Origin of the sequence: Acinetobacter sp. YH12142, from assembly GCF_013418435.1 — a bacterium.
Classification (GTDB): Bacteria; Pseudomonadota; Gammaproteobacteria; order Pseudomonadales; family Moraxellaceae; genus Acinetobacter; species Acinetobacter amyesii.
The window spans coordinates 215,836-235,761 of sequence record NZ_VPCB01000007.1 but is presented as its reverse complement, the minus strand read 5'-3'; the positions used below and the strand labels follow the sequence as shown (position 1 = coordinate 235,761).

The following is a 19,926-nucleotide window of genomic DNA, read 5'->3' as shown; positions in this document are numbered from 1 at the left end:
ATAACAGTTGTGCTGGCGACAATAGCAAGAGTGAACCACCTGATCCCTTCCCGAACTCAGAAGTGAAACCTCTTAGCGCTGATGGTAGTGTGGGGTTACCCATGTGAGAGTAAGTCATCGCCAGCTCATTATTCGAAACACCCCCTGACTAGTGCAGGGGGTGTTTTTTTATGCGGGGAGAAAAGGGGCGGAGAAAACAAAGAATTCTTCATTCATTTTTATGTGATTTTTAAATTAAAGGCTGAAAGGCGTATACTATCCGTGTCATTGATGGAAAGCTCATGTCTGATTTAGCCACAAATTCTCCTTATATTGAATATGGCACACGACCATTTCTTGCCATTTTATTTTCTTTATTTTTAGCGGGCTTCGCAATTTTTTCATCGTTGTATTGTGTACAACCGATGATGCCCATTTTTGCTGATTATTTTCATGTCAGTCCGACAGATAGCAGTTTTCCTTTATCTTTTTCAACCATTGCCTTAGCGGTAGGGCTGCTGTTCACTGGTTTGATTTCAGATCGATTCGGACGCAAGCCTGTGATGGTCACCGCTTTATTTTTGGCAGCGTCACTTTCAATCATTAGTTCTATATTTCCGCTTTGGGAAATATTTTTGCTGAATCGCGTGCTGATCGGATTAAGTGTTAGCGGTGTTGCTGCTGTTGCAATGACTTATATTGGAGAGGAAATTGCGCAAAAAGATATAGGCTTTGCAATGGGCCTGTATATTTCAGGGACCGCAATTGGCGGAATGGGGGGGCGTCTCATTGCTGGGGTATTGATTGATTATATTAGTTGGCAAAATGCCATGATGATTATCGGCATCATTAACCTCTGTATAGCCACAGCGTTCTTCTTATTACTTCCAGCATCTCAACATTTTCAAGCTTATCCCATTCTTTTCAACCGATTTTATGAATCTTTCGTTAAAAATTTAGTAGATCCTAAGCTTAGAATCTTATTCCTTCAAGGTTTTATCCTCATGGGATGTTTTGTCTCTATATTTAATTATATGAGCTACCACCTATTAGAAGAACCTTATCAACTTTCTCAAACTTGGATTGGCCTAATCTCCATAGCTTATTTGGCAGGAATATATAGTTCACCTCGGGCTGCAAGTTGGGGGAAACGCTTTGGACGGGCAAAAGTTTTACCTTCGATGCTGATCATGATGTTGTTGGGGCTGCTGATCATGCTCATTCCGGCATTTTGGTCAGTCATTTTGGGGCTGATTGTATTCACTTTCGCTTTTTTTGCAGCGCATTCCACGGCAAGTAGTTGGGTTTCGGTTCAATCCCTGCAGTACCGTGCCGTAGGTTCATCCCTGTATTTATTTTGCTACTACTTAGGTTCCAGTATTTTGGGTAGCAGTAGTGGTTTGGTTTGGGAGATGTCTGGTTGGATTGGGTTGACGGGCTTTATTGCTGTTATCTTGATGATCGGTTTATTTTTAGCAATACAATTGAATAAATTAAAATAGAAATATGTGAATAAGCTATTATTTAATATTCGTTTTACATCTATTTTTTAATATAAATAACGCTATAAAAATGGCGGAATTTACTATTTTTATGATTATACAACTTTGGTCTAATATGCCTTTTAAAAGGTGCCTCATAATAATGAAACGCATCACAATATAATAAATAAAATATTTTTGTTTATCATTTTTAAAATTTATTATATTTTTAAGTAATTGATATTTAATGTTTATGTGTATATTCTGAATGTTTTTGCATTTATTTTTGGTTGGAATTATAAATAGATCATCATTAGTTTTAAACTGAAGGTGATTATGAAAAATATAACTATTTTAATGATGGCTTTGGTTTTTATCTTAATTTCAGCTTGTGCAAATACCACGAATTTAGGGACAGCAGGCGCAGAGCGTAGACAGTTTTTTATCGTTCCTCAAAAGTTATTAACTAAACAGGCAGATAGAACCTATCAACAATTTATTCATCAGGCGAAAGACAAGAAACTTTTGATCATCGATCCGAAATTGGATCAAGTTTTAAATAAACTCAAGCAAAATGCGGAGTTTTACCGCCATGGTTCGAGTCAATGGGATTGGCAAGTCAGTGGGAATCTCAATAAAGATTTAAATGCACATGGTTTTCCAAGTGGGAAAATTGTCATTAATACGGGTTTGTACTGGAGTTTAAAGCTGACTGAAGATGAATTGGCATTTGTGATGGCGCATGAAATGGCACATGCATTGCGTGATCATCATCGTGAGAAGATTTCCTTGCTGTTTGCTAGTCAGGTGGCGATGATTTCTTCAACTGCAGGTATCGGCGCGCTTGCTACTGCGGCCAGTAGTGTGACTGGGCAAGCTGTTTTTTTGCCTAAAGTTTCAAAATTTGAACTGGAAGCAGATGTCCTTGCACTTGATCTGATGTCGAAAGCGGGTTTTGATCCAAATGCAGCATTGAGTTTTTGGCATAAATATCAGCAGGAAACGACACGCCGTCAAATGCTTGATGTAAAACCATTAATGACTCAAGACAGTATAGATAAACGTAAGATTTATATTGAAAAATATTTACCTGAAATGCACATTCAATTTCAACAGGCGCAGGCCGTAATGTTGAATAAAATGCGATAACTCATGGCACATTCTAGATTGATTTTAGGCTGAAGCCATGTTGCTCATGAACTATTTAAATCTGGTTTTTAGATGCTGCTATCGCACTGTTAAATCTGATGACTATATAAAACAAATCAATGATTCTGTAGCTATTGTATAAATTATAATCAAGCATGATGAATGGAATTCATGGTAAAATGATCGGCTTTCATCTTCTTTGATCTTTTTTCAGATCATTCCATCTGCCAGCCGAGAATTGCTAGCCATGTCTACTGCTTATACTATGCAGACTGCGCCAAAAGCGTTGTTTGATTACGACAAATATTGGGCGTCATGTTTTGACCCTGCGCCATTTTTGCCGATGTCACGCGAAGAAATGGATCAACTCGGTTGGGACAGCTGCGACTTTATTTTGGTTTGCGGTGATGCGTATATCGATCATCCATCATTCTGTTCAGGGATCATCGGCCGTACCCTTGAAGCACAAGGTTTCCGTGTCGGGATTATTGCTCAGCCAGACTGGACCAATGTAGAAGCGTTCCGTGTATTAGGTAAACCGAATATTGCTTGGGGCGTGACAGCCGGCAACATGGATTCGATGATCAACCGTTATACAGCTGACCGTAAAATCCGTTCAGATGATGCGTATTCTCCGGATAATCAGCCGAATAAACGTCCAGACCGCGCAGCAACAGTCTATTGCCAGCGTGTGCGTGAAGCTTATCCAGATGTGCCTGTATTATTGGGCGGTATTGAAGCCTCGCTGCGCCGTATTGCACATTATGATTATTGGTCAGACAAAGTCCGCCGTTCAGTATTGATGGACTCGAAAGCCGATCTATTGATGTATGGTAATGGTGAACGTTCAATCACGGAAATCATGCATCGTTTGGCCCGCGGTGAAAAAATCCAAGAGATTACGGATGTCCGCGGTACAGCATTTATTGTGAATAAAAATAACAGGGCTTCAAAAGCGAAGTTTGTTGAAATCGCATCGAATGATGTCGATGCGATTGGCCGTGTCGATCCGATCATTAATCCTTATGTGATGACCGAAGACCTTGAAGGCTGTGAAATCGAAAAAGGCAAAGACAGCGTTACGCAATATCAAGGCTTCCAAAAAGAAGCGGTAGCAAATCCGATTGTTCGTGAAGGTGATAACTTAGACGCCGATACGCAAATCGTGCAGCTGCAGCCTGCATCAAAAGCTATTAAGCATAAATTGCCGCCGCGTGAATTGGCGGTGATTCGTTTGCCTGCCTATGAAGATGTGGCGAATGATCCTGTGCTGTATGCACATGCCAACCGTATTTTGCATTTGGAAACCAATCCGGGCAATGCGCGCGCGATGGTGCAAAAGCATGGTGAACGTGATGTTTGGCTGAATGCACCGCCGATTCCATTGACTACAGAAGAAATGGATTATGTGTTTGACTTGCCATATGCACGTCTGCCACATCCTGCGTATGGTGAAGCGCGTTTTCCTGCCTTTGACATGATTAAGTTCTCTGTAAACATTATGCGTGGTTGTTTTGGCGGCTGTACCTTCTGCTCAATTACAGAGCATGAAGGGCGTATCATTCAAAACCGTTCTGAAGAATCGATTTTACGTGAAGTTGAAAAAATTCGTGATACTGCACCAGGCTTTACTGGGATCATTTCTGACTTAGGCGGCCCAACGGCCAATATGTACCGCTTGGCATGTAAAGATCCTGAGATTGAAAAGAACTGCCGTAAGCCGTCGTGTGTATTCCCAGGTGTATGTCAAAACTTGCACACCGATCATGCGCCTTTAACCCAGTTATACCGTAAAGCGCGTTCATTGCCGGGGATTAAAAAGATTCTAATTGGTTCTGGTTTACGCTATGACCTTGCGGTGTTAAACCCAGAATATGTCAAAGAATTGGTGACACATCACGTCGGCGGTTACTTGAAGATTGCGCCTGAACATACCGAAAAAGGTCCATTATCGAAGATGATGAAACCGGGGATCGGGACCTATGACCGTTTCAAACAAATGTTTGATCGTTTTAGTAAGGAAGCAGGGAAAGAGCAGTATCTCATTCCTTACTTTATTGCAGCGCATCCGGGTACGACGGACTATGACATGATGAACTTGGCGATTTGGCTGAAAAAGAATGGTTTCCGTGCCGATCAGGTGCAAACCTTCTATCCATCACCAATGGCGACTGCAACAACCATGTACTACACAGGTAAAAACCCGCTGGCTAAAGTGGCGCGTTATACCGAAAATGTCGATATCGTGAAAGGTGAAAAACGCCGTCGTTTGCATAAAGCCTTCTTGCGTTACCATGATCCAAACAACTGGCCATTGCTACGTGAAGCGCTCAAAGAAATGGGGCGTCAGGATCTGATAGGGAACTCAAAACAGCATTTGATTCCGACGTATCAGCCTGCGGGTAGTGCTGAGGGTCAATACCAGTCTGCGCGTAAAAAGAACTCAAGTATTGCGGGTGATTCACAAAAACGTACAGGTGAACAAGGTAATCGGACGAAGGCTGCTCAATCGCGTCCTTCAAATACCAAGAAGCGTCCTGAGCGTGGTCAAATTTTGACGCAGCATACTGGTCTGCCGCCGCGTGAAACGGGTGAAGCGAAAAAACCTTTTGGCGGTTCGAAACCCAAAGGAAAATCGAAGCCTAAATCACGCGCTTAAAATGATGAAATAAAAAAAGACACTTCGGTGTCTTTTTTTATGGCTGATATGCTCGGCAGCATCAGACAGTTTGCATTTTTATATGTTGTTACAAGCTTAATGCCATATGTGCGTCGGTTATCTCAATGAAATACGAGCAAAATTTGACAGCTTATCGGAATTGTCAGACAGTGAGAGGAAATGCACTTGCTGTCGTTTTAGCGAATGATCTAAAGTATCAATATATAGCAATGGATGCTATTACTCTGAACGAAGTGGCATGTGATGTTTGACGCTTTAAGTTTGCAACTTTTTGTCAGTTTAAATACGTATTGTGTGAAAGTTAGAGTTATTTTTTTTAATAGGAAATTAAAAAAATAATACTGGTTGTATACTTCGTATTCATAAGAAGTATGTCAAAAACCAAAAATATAAGAAATATAAAGGATTATGAGATGACTATATACATAGTAATAGGGAGTATTTTACTCTTCTGTGTGCTCATAATGGCTTGGAAAAGTTTAGAAGGTGATTCTAAGCAACAAGATAGCGCATTGAAACAACGTGCTATTTTCAACATTAATGAGCAATTAACCTACACGCGTTTAAAAGAAATTTTGCCTAAGCATACGATCCTCGCGCATGTGTCTTTTGATGCACTGTTGACCACGAAATATTATCGTACGCGGAACAAGTATCGAAATATGGTGGCGGACTTTGTCGTCTTAGATGAACAGCATCAGATCTTGGCGATCGTCGCTTTAGATGATCCAATGGTGCTAAAACGGATGCAGCAGTCGCAATATCAAGATGCTTTGCTTGCTTTGGCAGGCTATCGGGTCATTCGTTATGATGATGTGCCTGAGTACGTTCAATTACGCGAAGATTTCTTAAATGAGCAGCGTGTACAAGCGCCATTTGTACCGGTTAATGATTTGAAAAAATATCATTTATATTCAGATTTGGAACGTAAAAAGATCAAAATTATTGGATCTTAGGGATTCAAAGAGCAAAGCCTTTTGCAAAAAAAAGCGTGTCTTTAGACATGCTTTTTTTTAATGGTTATTTAGGCTTAATGATTATTCAGGCTTAACGGCTACGACGGTTAATTCTACCAGTACACGCGGGTCGTATAATTTGGCTTCAACACAAGTTCTGGGTAATGCTTCAATGTCTGACACCCACGCATCCCATACTTCATTAAATGCTGCATAATCCTGTTCAATATCTTTCAGATAAATGGTCACTGACATAATCTTGCTTTTATCTGTACCGGCATCTGCAAGAAATTGATCAATGATCTCAAATGTTTGCTGTGTTTGTCCTTTGATGTCTAAATCAAGGTCTGTTGCCAATTGACCTGCCAAATGGACCAATTGACCAGAAATAGCGATTTCGGAAAAGCGTTTTGAAACATGCAGGCGTTGGATGGTCATGTGGAATATCCTGAAAGCAAAAAGGTCACTTAATCTTGAGTTTTAGGCATTGTAGCGGCAACAAAGGCCGTCAATAAACAGCCGACAGCAAGGTAGATTGCCACATAATGCCATGAACCATCACCCAAAATCACCAAAGCTGCTGCAATCATTGGGGTAAAGCCACCACCGATAATACTGGCCACTTGATAGCCGACACCTGCGCCACTATAGCGATAGGCGGTACCAAACAGGGAGGTGAAAATCGGTTGGTGTACACTCACCACCATATCATGGGCAATATTGGCAAGGAAAATCGCACCGACAATAATTAGCCAAGTATTTTGTGCATCAAGGGCCATGAAGAAGGGAAAAGCTGAAAGCGCACCAATCAATCCACCCAGCACGCACATTTTACGATGATCAAATCGATCTGCTAGCCACGCAAAGAGGGGAATGCTGAAACAGCTAATGGCACCAACCATTAAGGTGATATTGAGGAAGAACTGTTTGTCCATGCCCAATTGAGCGGTGGAATAATTCAGTGCAAAGTTCGTCACCAAATACATGGTGAGTAACTCGGTCAGGCGCAGCGCAATAATGTAGAAAAAGGCTTTGGGGTGTTGGCTAATTGCTTGCAGAATCGGTAATTTTTGCGGCGTTTGTTGAGCTTTGACCACATGGTCGACGAATTCTTGAGATTCGTCTTGATCACGTCGAATCCACATCGCGATAGCCAGCAAGATAATACTGGCAATAAAGGGAATTCGCCATGCCCAATCAGCAAAAGCATCTTCGCCCAAAGTGGCAATAATCAAAGACACAGCGCCTGTTGCAAGAACAAGTCCTACGCCATAGCCAATTTGTACACCACTGCTGTAAAAGGCTTTTTTGCCTTTCGGGGCATTTTCTACAGCCATCAGGGCAGCGCCGCCCCATTCTCCACCAACCGCAAAACCCTGTATTGCTCGAAGTGTCACGAGCAGGATCGGGGCCCACCAACCGATGGCCGCAAAATTGGGTAATAAACCAATGCCGACCGTCGAAATACCCATCAGGATGACGGTGAGCACCAACATTTTCTTACGACCCAGCTTGTCACCAAAATGTCCAAACACAATGCCGCCTAAGGGGCGGAACAAGAAGCCAACGCCAAAGGTCGCCAAGGCAGCAAGTGTGCCCATATTGTTGCCAATACTGGGGAAAAACTGATCTTTGAAAATGAGTGCGGCAACAATGCCATAAAGTAAAAAATCGTACCAATCGACTACGGCACCAATGAAGCTACTTAATGCGGCTTTACGAGCGCGTTGTTCTTGATTTTGTGAAATATTTTGAGGATTTGGAGCAGATTTTTCAGAAGGCATACAGCGGGGTATTCCATGATTGACAACAGAGTTGCCCTGTAATATTCGGATTTGATCGTCACGCCAATCACAGGACAGCATGCTGAAAGTAAAGGTGATTTTCAGCATCTCAGCGCATACACGGATAATGTAGTGCGCTGATAGAGTACTCTAATTTTAGGCTTTGTGAATAGCTAATTGCTTTAATTTTGTTCTTCTGCCTAAATCTTAAGCAAATATGATCTTCTTGAAGTTTTTAGAGCAGCGAAAGTTGTGCTTCTTGGTTTTGCGCACTTAATTGATAGACCCCTACGCCAATCAGGCGAAATTGATCTTCCTCAGAAATATGCATTTCATGCAGTAATTGCTGTAACACCTGCGCAAGGTCTTCACGATGATTCAGTGACGTTTTAAAACTCTTACTGTGCTGTAGCACTTGGAAATTCTTCAGTTTTAATTTGGCCGATACACCACGTGCGCTTAACTGCTTTTTTTCTAAACTAGACCAAACTTGGTCAATCAGTTTGGGCCAATAGGGCCGACATTGGCTCAGGGTGAGATCATCATCAAAAGTGGTTTCTTTGGAAATCTGTTGACGCTCGCGGCTAGATTGGACCGGTCGTTCATCAATCCCTTGCGCATACAGATAGAGTTGCCGTCCATATTTACCGAAATGATGAATCAGAACGGCTTCTTCAATTTGTTGTAAATCACCCAATGTATTGAGTTGCATGGCTTTTAATTTTTCTTGAGTGACTCTTCCCACACCGGGAATTTTTTTCAGTGCCAAGTTATGGATGAAATGCAGAACTTGTGATGGTTTGATAATACAAATGCCATTGGGTTTGTTCCAATCAGAAGCGACTTTAGCCAAAAATTTATTGGGCGCGACACCTGCGGAGGCAGTTAAACCAGTTCTTTGTAAAATCTCTGCCTGAATTCGCATAGCGACTTCGGTGGCGCTCGGAATGTGTTGTAAATTTTCTGTGACGTCCAAATAAGCTTCGTCTAAAGATAGCGGCTCAATCAGAGACGTATAGCGTTGAAAAATGGCATGAATTTGCGCCGAAACAGCACGATATTTTTCAAAATTAGGTTCGATCACCACGACCTGTGGACAGAGTTTACGGGCCTGTGCCATTGACATTGCTGAGCGTAAACCAAATTCACGTGCAGGATAGGACGCGGCACAGATGACCGCACGAGGGTGATGTGAAGACACAACAACAGGAAGCTGTTTGAGTTCGGGGCGTTCCCGCAGCTCTACTGATGCAAAGAATGCATCCATGTCGATATGTATGATTTTCCTCATGCCTAGATAAATCAGTGCCTAAAAATTGAATTTCAGTATCGCACAGTCAATCCAGCGCTTTCCTCAATTTTTTAACTCGAACGACACAGGTTGACTGAGTAAAACCACCTTGGTGTTTTGAGCTGCTGCCGACTGTATCAATAGATTTAGGCTTTGAGGAGTGTCATCGGCAAAGCGAGGTAAAAATTCGAGCTCTGGATTCAGTGGTTTGAAAAAATTATCCCAGTGAATTGGAATCACGGTGCTGGGTTTAAGAGTCGCTAAGGTTTCTTTGAAATATTGCTGTTGAAATGCTGCCGTTTGCTTGGAAAGCTGAGCGATGCCTAAAAATAAAGTATTGACTTTTAGTTTTTGCAACTGTTTGGGCACAGCACCTGTACTGGCTTTGACTAAACTGTAATGTGGCCCATGTTGGATGAGATAGTCATATGATCCACCTTCTTTAAACTGACTAAAATGTGCAGGGAGTTGCAGTGGCTGCGAAATTTCTTCCCCCAAATCATCATTAACGGCCGTTGGCGGAGTATGTTGCGAGGGGATGGCAGTAATGGTGAATTTACCGATTTGCATCGGTTGCCAAGCTTGAACTTCGTGTAATTGTGATTCAGCGATTGGCATCGCCCGTGCAATATTTAAGGTACTTTTAGAGCCGACAATCATGGCTTTAGGGAGCTGGTGGGCCAACATTGGAATATCGAGCGCATGATCATAATGTGAATGAGTCACGAAAATAGCACGAGTGCGTTTTAAGTCGTATTGGTCGATATAGCTATGTAATAAAGGCTGATCACTTTGGATTTGAGTAAATACGGTCCGACTGAGTGAAGGTCGACTAAAGAAGCCGTCTATGAGAATTTGCTCTTGGCCATCGTCAAAAAGTAAGGTGGAAACGCCAAAGAACTTCACGTGATAGAGCGCTGCTGAGTGTGTATATGTAGTGCTTTGTGCGGGATGTTGATAATGCCACGTTTTAAACACTGCCAAGGTCCCTGAAGGTTGGATCAAATATGCCAATATCCCGATGGCGAGGATCATAAAGACTGAAAATATAATAAGAAAAATTTTTAAAATACGCATCCTGCGACTCAGTTTTCATGGATTATTTGCTTCGATGTTGTCCTGAGTCGGTGAATAAATCAATGGGGTTTGATCGGGAAAACGCCATTTTTGTCTAAAAAATCAGTCCATGCCTTATCATCACCTGAAAATACATTTAAATCGACAGTGGTCGAGATACCTTGAATTTGTCCTTGATTGGTATGTTGCCAAATCAGCCATTTCGGATTGTTTTTTAGATCGGGTGGGCCTTTATACTCACGGACCCACAGCGGCGTCTGTTTAAACTCGCCAGCTAAGACAATATTATAAAAAGACTTCGAGGTATAAAAAATCGGTTGTTTGCCATAATGGTGGTGCAAGCGATCATGCATATAAGTGATTTCTTTGAGTAACTGCTCTTTGCTGTAGGTGTTAATGCAGTTGGTGTCATATTCCAAATCAATCACGGGAGGAAGGGCATCGGCTTTTTTCGGCACGGAAGCAATAAAATTTTCTGCCTGAATTTTGCCATCACGGCACAGACGGTAAAAATGATAGGCCCCAACTAAAAAGCCGTTTTCCCGTGCTTGTAACCAGTTATCTTGAAATTTCCGATCTTTAAAATCACCACCCTCTGTGGCTTTAAGATAAACGAATTGGTATTTTTTAGGTGAAATTTTTGACCATTGAATATCTTTTTGATGATGGGAAACATCAAAGCCTTTTACGGGATATTCTTCTGCAGACGCAGGGCGATGCGGCATAACGGCTAAATAACCCAGTCCTGCCACCACCAAGACGCCGCTGATAGCGCTGAGTGCAATAATCGGGCTGTATTTTTTGAGTGAACTTTTTGTGGTACGTGATTTGGCTTTTTTAGGCATGAAAATGTATCCAAGTATCTCTTTTATCATAACCCTTTAATGGCTGATCTGTCATAGATTTGCCCGATGACACGGATTTAGACATCCACATGTTTAGGAATCTGCCAAAAAATCGCTGCGGTAATCAGGTTAATGCAGCCGAGTAAAATCAAGGTGCTATGGAATGCTGTTTCGATTTGTGCAGCACCATAATAGGCCGTAAACACGTTGACTAAAGTCCCAGCCAAAGCCACACCGATACTCATCGACACCATCATAATCATCGACAAGAAACTGTTGCCACTGCTGGCATCTTGTTGGGGTAAATCTTTGAGGGTTAAGGTATTCATCGAAACGAATTGCAGCGAATTTAAAATACCAAAAATAAAAAAGTGTAAGGCACGTAACCACGTGGGGGTCTCAGCCGTAGAGAGCGCAAAACTGCAAATACAAGCGCCGACCAAGAAGGTATTTACCAATAACACTTTGCGATAGCCAAAGCGTTGAATAATTTGACGAATAATCGGTTTAGATGCCAATGAGCCGAGTACAGTCGGTATCATCAATAACCCTGTGATAAATGGCTCAAAGCCAAAAGCCACTTGTAGCATTAAGGGAATCAAAAATGGCATGGCATTGCCGCCAAGGCGGGCAAAGAAGTTGCCGATAATGCCGATGGCATAGATCCGATTTTGAAATAATTTACTGCGAAACAGCGCATTGGCGTGGGTATGTGCATGAAAGGCATAGATCAAACTGGCGATGATCCCCGCAGCGACTAATAGCAGGCTCCACCATAGCGGCAGATGCGGGCTGGCAAAGTTTTCAATGCCTAACGATAAACCCACCATGGCGATGACCAATAAGAAAAAACCCATAAAGTCGAAGCGTTGTACGCTCGGTTCGGTCACATTGGGCATGGCTTTAAAGGTAATAAGTACTCCTAACAGTCCCATTGGAATGTTTATTAAAAAGATCCAATGCCATGTTGCGACTTCCACCATCCAACCGCCAAGGGTAGGACCAATTAAGGGGCCCATTAAACCAGCAAGGCTCATCAGACTCATAGCCGATAAAAACTGTGTCCGAGGAATCACTTTGAGCATCGCCAAACGCCCAACAGGCAGCAGTAATGCGCCACCTATACCTTGAATTACCCGATAAACCAGCAGCTCATTCAGGCTATTGGCCATGCCGCAGCCTAGCGATGCTAACGTAAAAATAATAATGGCTGTGAAATACGTATTTCGTACACCAAAACGATCGGCCAACCAACCACTTAAAGGAATACACGCCGCAACGGACAAGACATAGGCCACGACCACACTATGCATTTGTAGCGGGTCTTCGCCCAAACTTCTTGCCATCGCTGGGATTGCTGTATTGACGATGGTCGTATCCAGCCCTTGCATAAAAAAGCCAATAGAGACCAATAGCACAAGAAGTCTAAATTCGGGTTGTAAAGCCTGATGCGTTGGCGTGCTATTCATAAGTCAATAAAGCTGAGATTTTTAAACAGTTTAAATGAATATTGCCATTCGGATGTAGTAAAAGCTTTGCATAATTGAGCCAAAAAATTGCAAGAAAAATGCAATGAAAGTTTCATCTCTATGCAACCTAATGTTTATAAATTGGTCATATTTTAATAAAAGACGAATGAAAACATGAAACTACAAGTTTCGGCACTGATGTGGTTAAACAAGGCGATTTAGGGCCCGAAGGTCTGATTTTTATTGCGGCCAAAGATTCGCCCAATGCTCAACCTTTGTTGGTGGTTGGAAATGAAGTGAGCGGTAGCACGGCGGTTTATCAGATTAAATTGAAATAATTAAAGTTTAAAGCAATTGTTTTATTTGAGGTTTTTATTTTAGTGTCGAGAAAAGCACGGCACGAAATTGTATGAACGCCAGATAAACTGTCATAATGCGCTCAAGTCCTTCATTTATTGGAGGGCTTTTTCTTTATGGCAAAGGTGTTTTGTTTTCATGACAATCGAAATTCTGATGGTCATAGGCTTCTGTCTCGCGGCCTATTCTATTGTCGGTAATGATGTGCCACAGACATTGGGAACCTTTATTTCATCCAATGCGCATCGCCCTTGGTGGCTGTTGTGGATCTATGTCAGCAGTATTCTAGCCATTGTATTGGTTTATGGTTGGTACAGTTCTGGCGTGGGGGATGCATCTTATGGTCGTTTAGAAACGATTCCATTTCCCGCAGAAGGGGTAACGTGGCTCTATATTGTGCCACCGATCTTACTGATCATTTTGACTCGCTACGGAATCCCGGTCAGCACCACATTCTTAGTGTTAACGATTTTCTCTCCGAGTAGTCTCGGGTCGATGTTAACCAAGTCCATGATGGGTTATGCGGTAGCTTTTGTTGTCGCAATTATTGTTTATCGTTTTGTGATTAAAGGCATCTCGGTTTATTTCAGTAAAACACGTGATGAAACACCCTCGAATATTTGGGTGGGACTACAGTGGGTTTCGACGGCATTTTTATGGAGTCAGTGGCTGATTCAGGATTTGGCCAATATTTTTGTCTACGTCCCTCGTCAGGTGCCGCTGGAGTTCCTGATTTTTGCAATTGTGGTGTTTATCGTACTACTTGGGATCATTTTGTACCAACGTGGTGGGGCGATTCAGGGCATTATCGACACCAAAACGGGTGTGGCTGATATTCGCTCGGCAACCATTATTGACTTTATGTATGCCTTGATTTTATTGGTGTTCAAAGAGTGGAGTAATATTCCAATGAGTACCACTTGGGTGTTCTTGGGCTTACTTGCAGGACGTGAATTTGCCATGTCCATGCATTTACATGAAGTGAATAAATATCGAACTTCACGAAATGTCAGCAAAGATGCGATGAAATTGATGCTTGGTTTGTTGATGAGTATTTTCTTAGCGACAACCTTGCCATGGTTCTATCGTGTGGTGTCGGGTTAAGTCGGCACGATATAGATTTGAAGTAGGACATCGAGTAATAAAAAAGGGGAATGATTTATTCCCCTTTTTGACATTCAAAATACAGTTAGACCACGAAATTTTTCGGGCAATCTAAATTTTTCAGTGCACTAAAGATCTGCTTCGAAGAATTACATACGATCAGTTTGGCACGATGCTGCGGCGGCAAGAAACCTTCAGCGACCGCATGGTCTAATTGTGCAATCAGTGCATCATAGAAGCCATTGACGTTATAAAGCATCATCGGCTTTTGGTGTTGATTCAACTGTCCCCAAGTGGCGATTTCTAAAATTTCTTCGAATGTACCGAGACCACCGGGCAGGGCAACAAAGGCACTGGCACGTTCTGCCATCATGGCTTTACGCTCATGCATACTGCGCACGACGTGTAGTTCAGTCAAATGATTATGTGCAATTTCATAATCCAACATAAACTCAGGAATCACACCCACGGCTTCGCCGCCATGTTCGACCACAGCATCAGCGACTTGCCCCATTAGGCCAATACTGGCGCCACCATAGACCAGACCAAAACCATGTTCAGCCAAGCCTTGCGCTAATGCGATGGCTTTTTCTTGATAAATTGGATTGTTACCAGAGCGGGAGCCGCAATACAGTGCGATTAAAGGTTGTGTTGTAGCAGGAGAAGGATTACCACGTTTTTCTGTCATTTTTAATCCGCTATTCATTACGTTTTAATTTTACCTTAGCATGTTATTTTTTATGACACTACATTGGCAGCTAAATATGACAATTTAATGTCATCATTGGGTTTAAATTCTTCCATACAGAGATTGTACTTTGGTAAAAAAGGGTGAATTTTTACCTTAACTTGCTATACTTAAAACTTCATTTTAAGCTAAAGAACCGTCATGGGTAGTGGTTGTTGTCACTCAGCACACATCAAAATATTAGAAAGAACGCCATTAAAAGCGTTTGCGCATGTCCAATGCATTTCATTTTCAAATCAGCATGATCTACGTGTGAATAACATTCAGGAGATACAACCATGATCTTTGAATGGATGTCCGATCCTTCTGCATGGGTGGGTTTATTAACACTGGTGGTGCTTGAGATTGTTTTAGGTATCGATAACCTGGTTTTTATTGCGATTCTTGCGGAAAAATTACCGCCAGAACAGCGTAATACCGCACGGATTGTCGGCTTATTGCTTGCACTGTGTATGCGATTGGTCTTACTGGCCTCAATTGCATGGGTGGTGACTCTAACCAACCCACTGTTCCATATTTTCGACCATCCATTTTCCGGTCGAGATCTAATTTTACTGTTTGGTGGGGTGTTCTTGCTATTTAAAGGCACCATGGAACTGCGTGAACGTCTTGAAAACAAGCCGATGCTAAAGGAAGAAAATCCTGTGCATGCGACGTTTTGGATGGTGATTGTGCAGATTGTGGTGCTCGATGCCGTGTTCTCGCTCGATAGCGTGATTACCGCTGTCGGGATGGTGAAACACCTTTCTGTCATGATGATTGCGGTCATTATTGCTGTCGGCATTATGCTGTGGGCATCTAAACCACTGATGAACTTCGTGAACCGTCACCCAACGGTGGTGATTCTGTGCCTGTGCTTCTTGATGATGATTGGTTTCTCGCTCTTAGTCGAAGGCTTTGGTTTCCACATTCCAAAAGGCTACTTATACGCAGCCATTGGTTTCTCCGTCCTGATTGAGTTCTTGAACCAAACCATGCGTCATAATCAGGAAAAAATGGTGACAACCACAGACTTACGTTATCGCACTGCCTCAGCGGTGATGCGTATGCTCGGTGGGAAAAATGTTGCAGACAATCAAAATGAAAATGAAGATGTGCTTGCAACACGTGCCTTTGCTGATGAAGTCTTTGATGAAGACAACGGTGTTTACCACAGTGTCATGGTGCAAGGTGTACTGGGTTTATCTGAACGTCCAGTGAAGTCGGTGATGACACCTCGTCCTGAACTGGAATGGATTGACTTGGATGAAGCGCCTGAGGCGATTCGTGCTCAATTACTCAGTACCACGCATTCACGTTTGATTGTGGCACACGGTGAGTTAGACAATATCGCGGGTGCGGTACTGACTCATAAAGTCATGAATGACTATATTGAAACAGGCGTACTCGATTTTGAAAAGCATCTCCGTGAGCCTGTGGTGGTACATGAAAATGCACAAGTCTTGATGGTGATGGAGCAACTGCGTCAAGCGCCGTTACAAATGGCCTTAGTGTTGAACGAATACGGTTCAATTGAAGGGATTGCTACACCGATTGATGTCTTAGAAGCGATTGCTGGTGAGTTCCCCGATGAAGATGAACCTGAGACGGCAGCAGAAAGTCTCGATGATGGTTCATTGTTACTCGATGGCTCAACCGACATTCGTCATGTGTCTTTATTGTTGGGTCGTGATTTGGTGGATGATGCTGAACAGTATTCAACTCTGTCCGGATATATCTTATTCCATTTGGGTCGTTTACCAGCCAATGGTGAAAAATTCAAAGCGGATGAACACATTTTTGAAGTGGTTACGATGGATGGTCATAAGATCGAAAAAGTGCATGTCATTCCCATGCCAACTGAAGATTAAGTTGCGTATCGGGGGGTAATCTATATAGATCACTGATGTTACGCACGTAAAAGTAATTACGCATTTTTAAAATGATTTTTAAGTCTATTCGACGGAGTCTTACATCTAGGGTTTAAATAAAGGGATTAGCCTTCGGCTGGAGGTACTTTTGTTTCGGCAAAAGTACCCAAAACCATTGTCATCCGCAAAACTCGTTCACTACCGTCAAATTATTCAAAGCATTGCAAAAACATTTTTGATTAGAAGTAGTCCTGTCTCAAACACTTGCGGATGACCTTACCGTGTATCATTCTTTTATTTGAATCGATACGGATCTACTGATGAAAATTGTGTGGAAAGATCCGTTAAAATAGCCTGCATTGTCAGGCTATTTTTTATGGAAACAAACATGTCACAAGTCCAATGTCCATGTGGCAAAGGTGAGTATGCCAACTGTTGTCAGCCCTTACATGCGGGGCGTGAAAATGCACAGAGCGCAGAGCAGTTGATGCGTTCACGTTATAGTGCTTTTGCACAGCATGAGATTGATTATATTGTACAAACAACTGCGCTTGGACAGCAGCAAGCCTTAGATGTCAGTGCCATTGCAGCGTGGAGTCAGGCCAATCAGTGGTTAAAGCTTGAGGTTGTCCAAGCCCAAGAAAAACTCGATAAAAACCATGCTCAAGTTGAATTTAAAGCCCATTATCACGATGGGCAGCAAGCGCAGGTACATCATGAAATTTCACACTTTGTGAAGTTCGAGCAACGCTGGTATTTCCTTGATCCGACCACAGAGATGCAAATCACCATGAAGCAGCCGTGTATTTGTGGTTCTGGACGAAAATTTAAACAATGTTGTGCGCAATTTTTATAACATTTGAGCAGATTTAGCTTAGAATAGCGCGCATCTCAACCCTCAGTGGAAGAAGGGCGATGTTACTTACCGTTATTTATATTATCGCAATCACGGCAGAAGCAATGACAGGTGCATTGTCTGCGGGTCGGCGGAGTATGGACTGGTTTGGGGTAACATTGATTGCCTGTGTCACGGCACTGGGGGGCGGTTCGGTTCGTGATGTGCTACTTGGGCACTATCCACTGACGTGGGTTAAGCATCCTGAATATCTCATGCTGACCTGCTTTGCTGCATTTGTCACCATCCTGATTGCAAAGTGGATGCGTCATCTGCGTAATATCTTCTTGGTTCTCGATGCCTTGGGTCTCATTGGTTTTACCATCATTGGCTGTCAAATCGCTTTAGAAATGGGACATGGTTTTGTCGTTTCTGCGGTAGCAGGGGTACTAACGGGCGTCTCTGGCGGTATTTTACGAGACATCCTGTGTAACGATGTCCCGCTGGTGTTCCGTCGTGAACTTTATGCCAGTATTTCTTTTGTGTCCGTGATTTGTTATTGGCTCTGCATTGAGATTGGCTTATCGCTAGAATTGACCGTCATTGCGACGCTCATTTTCGGTTTCACCTTACGTCTGATCGCCATTTACTTTGGCTTAGAAATGCCTAAATTTATTTATAAAGATGATGATGATCAGTCAGTATCTTCAAAAGATTTGTCATAGCCGCGTTGCTATAACATCACATTAAAATGCTGAAAAGGCGGATCAATGGTCGGTCTTTTGCATGGATCTATACTAAAAAACGCAAAATCATACATCCTGTTGGGAAAGCAGTGTTCATCCTTCCACCAGTTCAGAGATCTTGTTATGGACTTAGTCTCACGTATACAACGCTTACCCATCGGTAAGTTTCACTACACTTTACTTTGGGTTATTGGCCTTGGCTGGATGTTTGATGCCATGGATACGGGACTCATTTCCTTTATCTTAGCGAAAATGGCTGAAGATTGGGCCATGACGCCAAATGATAAAAGTTGGGTGGTTTCGATTGGTTTTGTTGGGATGGCGATCGGCGCGGTGTTTTCTGGAGGACTGGCAGATCGCTTCGGCCGAAAAACAGTCTTTGCATGGACATTGGTGATTTATAGCTTAGCCACCGCTGCATGTGCGTTTGCACCTAATCTAACTTGGTTGTTGGTATTTCGTTTTATTGTCGGCTTAGGTTTAGGTGGACAACTCCCAGTCGCGGTGACTTTGGTCAGTGAATATATTCCAGCGCATGTGCGTGGCCGTTTTATTGTCTTACTAGAAAGTTTTTGGGGACTGGGCTGGTTGGTTGCTGCATTGGTCTCACGCTTTATTATTCCTGATTTTGGCTGGCATGCAGCGTTCTTGATTGGCGGTATTCCTGCGTTATATGCGATCGTGATTTGGAAAATGGTGCCCGAATCGGTGCCTTATTTGATTAACCGTGGACGTTTTGATGAAGCACATGCATTGGTGAAAAAGATTGAAGCCAAATGTGGTGTGCAAGTGGTTGAAATCTTTGAGGTCAAACCGGTTGCAGAAAAGCACAACATCAGTTTTTCACAGTTGTGGTCAGGCATTTTTGCACGTCGTACTTTAATGCTGTGGCTCATTTGGTTCGGTATCGTCTTTTCTTATTACGGTATTTTTACGTGGTTGCCAAGTTTATTGGTTAAAGAAGGCTACACCATTGTTCAATCCTTTGAATATGTTTTGGTCATGATTTTGGCACAATTACCGGGTTATATTGCAGCTGCATGGTTGGTCGAAAAATTAGGTCGTAAAGCTACGTTGGCGGGCTTCATTGGGATGTGTGCCATTTCGGCATATTTCTTCGGTCAGTCTGGCAGTGTGACAGAGATTGTGATTTGGGGCTGTTTAATGTCCTTCTTTAATCTCGGTGCTTGGGGCGTACTTTACACCTATACACCAGAACAATACCCGGCCAATATTCGTGCCTTTGGTTCGGGCTGGGCGGGTGCCATTGGTCGGATCGGGGGCATTGCCGCGCCTTTTGCTGTGACACATATGATGGATATGGATCATGGTTTTAGCTATGTCTTTATGATGTTTACTGCAGTCTTAATTGCAGTTGCTGTGGTGATTTTGGTTTTAGGTGAAGAAACCAAGGGCAAAACTTTAGAATCCATCGGTCTATAAAGACTGTTGAATTTTTAGTTGATCATGGTGAATAAAATGGATATTTTTACGCCATAAGACACAATTTGTCGCAGAGTGTTAGATCATCCCCTTGTATAGGGGACACCTGCGACATAGCATAAGAACCCAATA

17 protein-coding genes and 1 rRNA gene are annotated in these 19,926 nt (G+C 42.6%); 11 read left to right on the top strand and 7 right to left on the bottom strand.

Annotated features, from left to right (window positions below):
• Window positions 1–11: 11 nt before the first annotated feature.
• The 5 genes from rrf (at window position 12) to FTU77_RS07940 (ending at window position 6,245) form a co-directional block, all read left to right on the top strand.
• Window positions 12–126: ribosomal RNA gene (gene rrf, locus FTU77_RS07960) — 5S ribosomal RNA — on the top strand.
• Window positions 127–281: 155 nt separating this feature from the next.
• Window positions 282–1,481: an MFS transporter gene (locus FTU77_RS07955; RefSeq protein ID WP_180055483.1), complete on the top strand. Its 1,200-nt coding sequence runs from the start codon at window positions 282–284 to the stop codon at window positions 1,479–1,481.
• A 315-nt stretch (window positions 1,482–1,796) separates the two neighbouring features.
• Window positions 1,797–2,609, top strand: a complete 813-nt coding sequence (locus tag FTU77_RS07950) for a M48 family metallopeptidase (protein ID WP_180055482.1) — start codon at window positions 1,797–1,799, stop codon at window positions 2,607–2,609.
• A gap of 247 nt (window positions 2,610–2,856) precedes the next feature.
• A complete protein-coding gene (locus FTU77_RS07945; protein ID WP_180055481.1) occupies window positions 2,857–5,268 on the top strand; it encodes a YgiQ family radical SAM protein in 2,412 nt (803 codons plus the stop codon).
• 434 nt (window positions 5,269–5,702) lie between these two features.
• Window positions 5,703–6,245, top strand: coding sequence for a DUF2726 domain-containing protein (locus FTU77_RS07940; RefSeq protein ID WP_078189487.1), 543 nt, complete (start codon window positions 5,703–5,705; stop codon window positions 6,243–6,245).
• Window positions 6,246–6,326: 81 nt separating this feature from the next.
• On the opposite strand, the gene FTU77_RS07935 is transcribed toward FTU77_RS07940, so the two are convergent.
• From FTU77_RS07935 to mdtD, 6 genes are all read right to left on the bottom strand, one after another.
• Window positions 6,327–6,683, bottom strand: coding sequence for a RidA family protein (locus FTU77_RS07935; protein WP_180055480.1), 357 nt, complete (start codon window positions 6,681–6,683; stop codon window positions 6,327–6,329).
• Between the two features lie 29 nt (window positions 6,684–6,712).
• Window positions 6,713–8,029 (bottom strand): shikimate transporter, encoded by a 1,317-nt coding sequence (shiA, locus tag FTU77_RS07930; RefSeq protein WP_180055491.1) that lies wholly within the window; start codon window positions 8,027–8,029, stop codon window positions 6,713–6,715.
• Window positions 8,030–8,264: 235 nt separating this feature from the next.
• Window positions 8,265–9,320: a DNA polymerase IV gene (gene dinB / locus FTU77_RS07925; RefSeq protein WP_180055479.1), complete on the bottom strand. Its 1,056-nt coding sequence runs from the start codon at window positions 9,318–9,320 to the stop codon at window positions 8,265–8,267.
• 63 nt (window positions 9,321–9,383) lie between these two features.
• A complete protein-coding gene (locus FTU77_RS07920; RefSeq protein WP_180055478.1) occupies window positions 9,384–10,397 on the bottom strand; it encodes an MBL fold metallo-hydrolase in 1,014 nt (337 codons plus the stop codon).
• Between the two features lie 59 nt (window positions 10,398–10,456).
• Window positions 10,457–11,242, bottom strand: coding sequence for a GH25 family lysozyme (locus FTU77_RS07915; RefSeq protein WP_180055477.1), 786 nt, complete (start codon window positions 11,240–11,242; stop codon window positions 10,457–10,459).
• Window positions 11,243–11,319: 77 nt separating this feature from the next.
• Window positions 11,320–12,711 (bottom strand): multidrug transporter subunit MdtD, encoded by a 1,392-nt coding sequence (mdtD, locus tag FTU77_RS07910; RefSeq protein ID WP_180035938.1) that lies wholly within the window; start codon window positions 12,709–12,711, stop codon window positions 11,320–11,322.
• A gap of 200 nt (window positions 12,712–12,911) precedes the next feature.
• On the opposite strand from mdtD, the gene FTU77_RS07905 reads away from it, so the two are divergent.
• Together FTU77_RS07905 and FTU77_RS07900 are read left to right on the top strand one after the other, a co-directional pair.
• Window positions 12,912–13,049: a hypothetical protein gene (locus FTU77_RS07905; protein ID WP_180026514.1), complete on the top strand. Its 138-nt coding sequence runs from the start codon at window positions 12,912–12,914 to the stop codon at window positions 13,047–13,049.
• A 157-nt stretch (window positions 13,050–13,206) separates the two neighbouring features.
• The gene (locus FTU77_RS07900) at window positions 13,207–14,172 is read left to right on the top strand and encodes a hypothetical protein (protein ID WP_078189479.1); all 966 of its coding nucleotides are present in this window, start codon (window positions 13,207–13,209) and stop codon (window positions 14,170–14,172) included.
• 85 nt (window positions 14,173–14,257) lie between these two features.
• Here the strand turns inward: FTU77_RS07900 and FTU77_RS07895 are convergent, their stop codons facing one another.
• A complete protein-coding gene (locus FTU77_RS07895; protein ID WP_078189478.1) occupies window positions 14,258–14,878 on the bottom strand; it encodes a TIGR00730 family Rossman fold protein in 621 nt (206 codons plus the stop codon).
• A 320-nt stretch (window positions 14,879–15,198) separates the two neighbouring features.
• On the opposite strand from FTU77_RS07895, the gene FTU77_RS07890 reads away from it, so the two are divergent.
• The 4 genes from FTU77_RS07890 (at window position 15,199) to FTU77_RS07875 (ending at window position 19,794) form a co-directional block, all read left to right on the top strand.
• A complete protein-coding gene (locus FTU77_RS07890; protein WP_168378245.1) occupies window positions 15,199–16,770 on the top strand; it encodes a TerC family protein in 1,572 nt (523 codons plus the stop codon).
• Window positions 16,771–17,158: 388 nt separating this feature from the next.
• Complete coding sequence (locus FTU77_RS07885; RefSeq protein ID WP_168378244.1) at window positions 17,159–17,626, top strand: YchJ family protein; 468 nt, start codon at window positions 17,159–17,161, stop codon at window positions 17,624–17,626.
• A gap of 59 nt (window positions 17,627–17,685) precedes the next feature.
• Window positions 17,686–18,330, top strand: a complete 645-nt coding sequence (locus FTU77_RS07880) for a trimeric intracellular cation channel family protein (RefSeq protein WP_078189475.1) — start codon at window positions 17,686–17,688, stop codon at window positions 18,328–18,330.
• A gap of 144 nt (window positions 18,331–18,474) precedes the next feature.
• A complete protein-coding gene (locus FTU77_RS07875; protein ID WP_168378243.1) occupies window positions 18,475–19,794 on the top strand; it encodes an MFS transporter in 1,320 nt (439 codons plus the stop codon).
• Window positions 19,795–19,926: the final 132 nt, after the last annotated feature.

What these genes read in the sequence shown, in the direction of transcription:
- FTU77_RS07955 (WP_180055483.1), top strand. Translation starts at nt 282, where the DNA reads ATGTCTGATTTAGCCACAAATTCTCCTTATATTGAATATGGCACACGA.
- FTU77_RS07890 (WP_168378245.1), top strand. Translation starts at nt 15,199, where the DNA reads ATGATCTTTGAATGGATGTCCGATCCTTCTGCATGGGTGGGTTTATTA.
- FTU77_RS07935 (WP_180055480.1), bottom strand. Translation starts at nt 6,683, where the DNA reads ATGACCATCCAACGCCTGCATGTTTCAAAACGCTTTTCCGAAATCGCT.
- FTU77_RS07950 (WP_180055482.1), top strand. Translation starts at nt 1,797, where the DNA reads ATGAAAAATATAACTATTTTAATGATGGCTTTGGTTTTTATCTTAATT.
- FTU77_RS07885 (WP_168378244.1), top strand. Translation starts at nt 17,159, where the DNA reads ATGTCACAAGTCCAATGTCCATGTGGCAAAGGTGAGTATGCCAACTGT.
- dinB (WP_180055479.1), bottom strand. Translation starts at nt 9,320, where the DNA reads ATGAGGAAAATCATACATATCGACATGGATGCATTCTTTGCATCAGTA.
- FTU77_RS07945 (WP_180055481.1), top strand. Translation starts at nt 2,857, where the DNA reads ATGTCTACTGCTTATACTATGCAGACTGCGCCAAAAGCGTTGTTTGAT.
- FTU77_RS07875 (WP_168378243.1), top strand. Translation starts at nt 18,475, where the DNA reads ATGGACTTAGTCTCACGTATACAACGCTTACCCATCGGTAAGTTTCAC.
- shiA (WP_180055491.1), bottom strand. Translation starts at nt 8,029, where the DNA reads ATGCCTTCTGAAAAATCTGCTCCAAATCCTCAAAATATTTCACAAAAT.
- FTU77_RS07920 (WP_180055478.1), bottom strand. Translation starts at nt 10,397, where the DNA reads ATGCGTATTTTAAAAATTTTTCTTATTATATTTTCAGTCTTTATGATC.
- FTU77_RS07915 (WP_180055477.1), bottom strand. Translation starts at nt 11,242, where the DNA reads ATGCCTAAAAAAGCCAAATCACGTACCACAAAAAGTTCACTCAAAAAA.
- mdtD (WP_180035938.1), bottom strand. Translation starts at nt 12,711, where the DNA reads ATGAATAGCACGCCAACGCATCAGGCTTTACAACCCGAATTTAGACTT.
- FTU77_RS07895 (WP_078189478.1), bottom strand. Translation starts at nt 14,878, where the DNA reads ATGAATAGCGGATTAAAAATGACAGAAAAACGTGGTAATCCTTCTCCT.
- FTU77_RS07940 (WP_078189487.1), top strand. Translation starts at nt 5,703, where the DNA reads ATGACTATATACATAGTAATAGGGAGTATTTTACTCTTCTGTGTGCTC.
- FTU77_RS07900 (WP_078189479.1), top strand. Translation starts at nt 13,207, where the DNA reads ATGACAATCGAAATTCTGATGGTCATAGGCTTCTGTCTCGCGGCCTAT.
- FTU77_RS07880 (WP_078189475.1), top strand. Translation starts at nt 17,686, where the DNA reads ATGTTACTTACCGTTATTTATATTATCGCAATCACGGCAGAAGCAATG.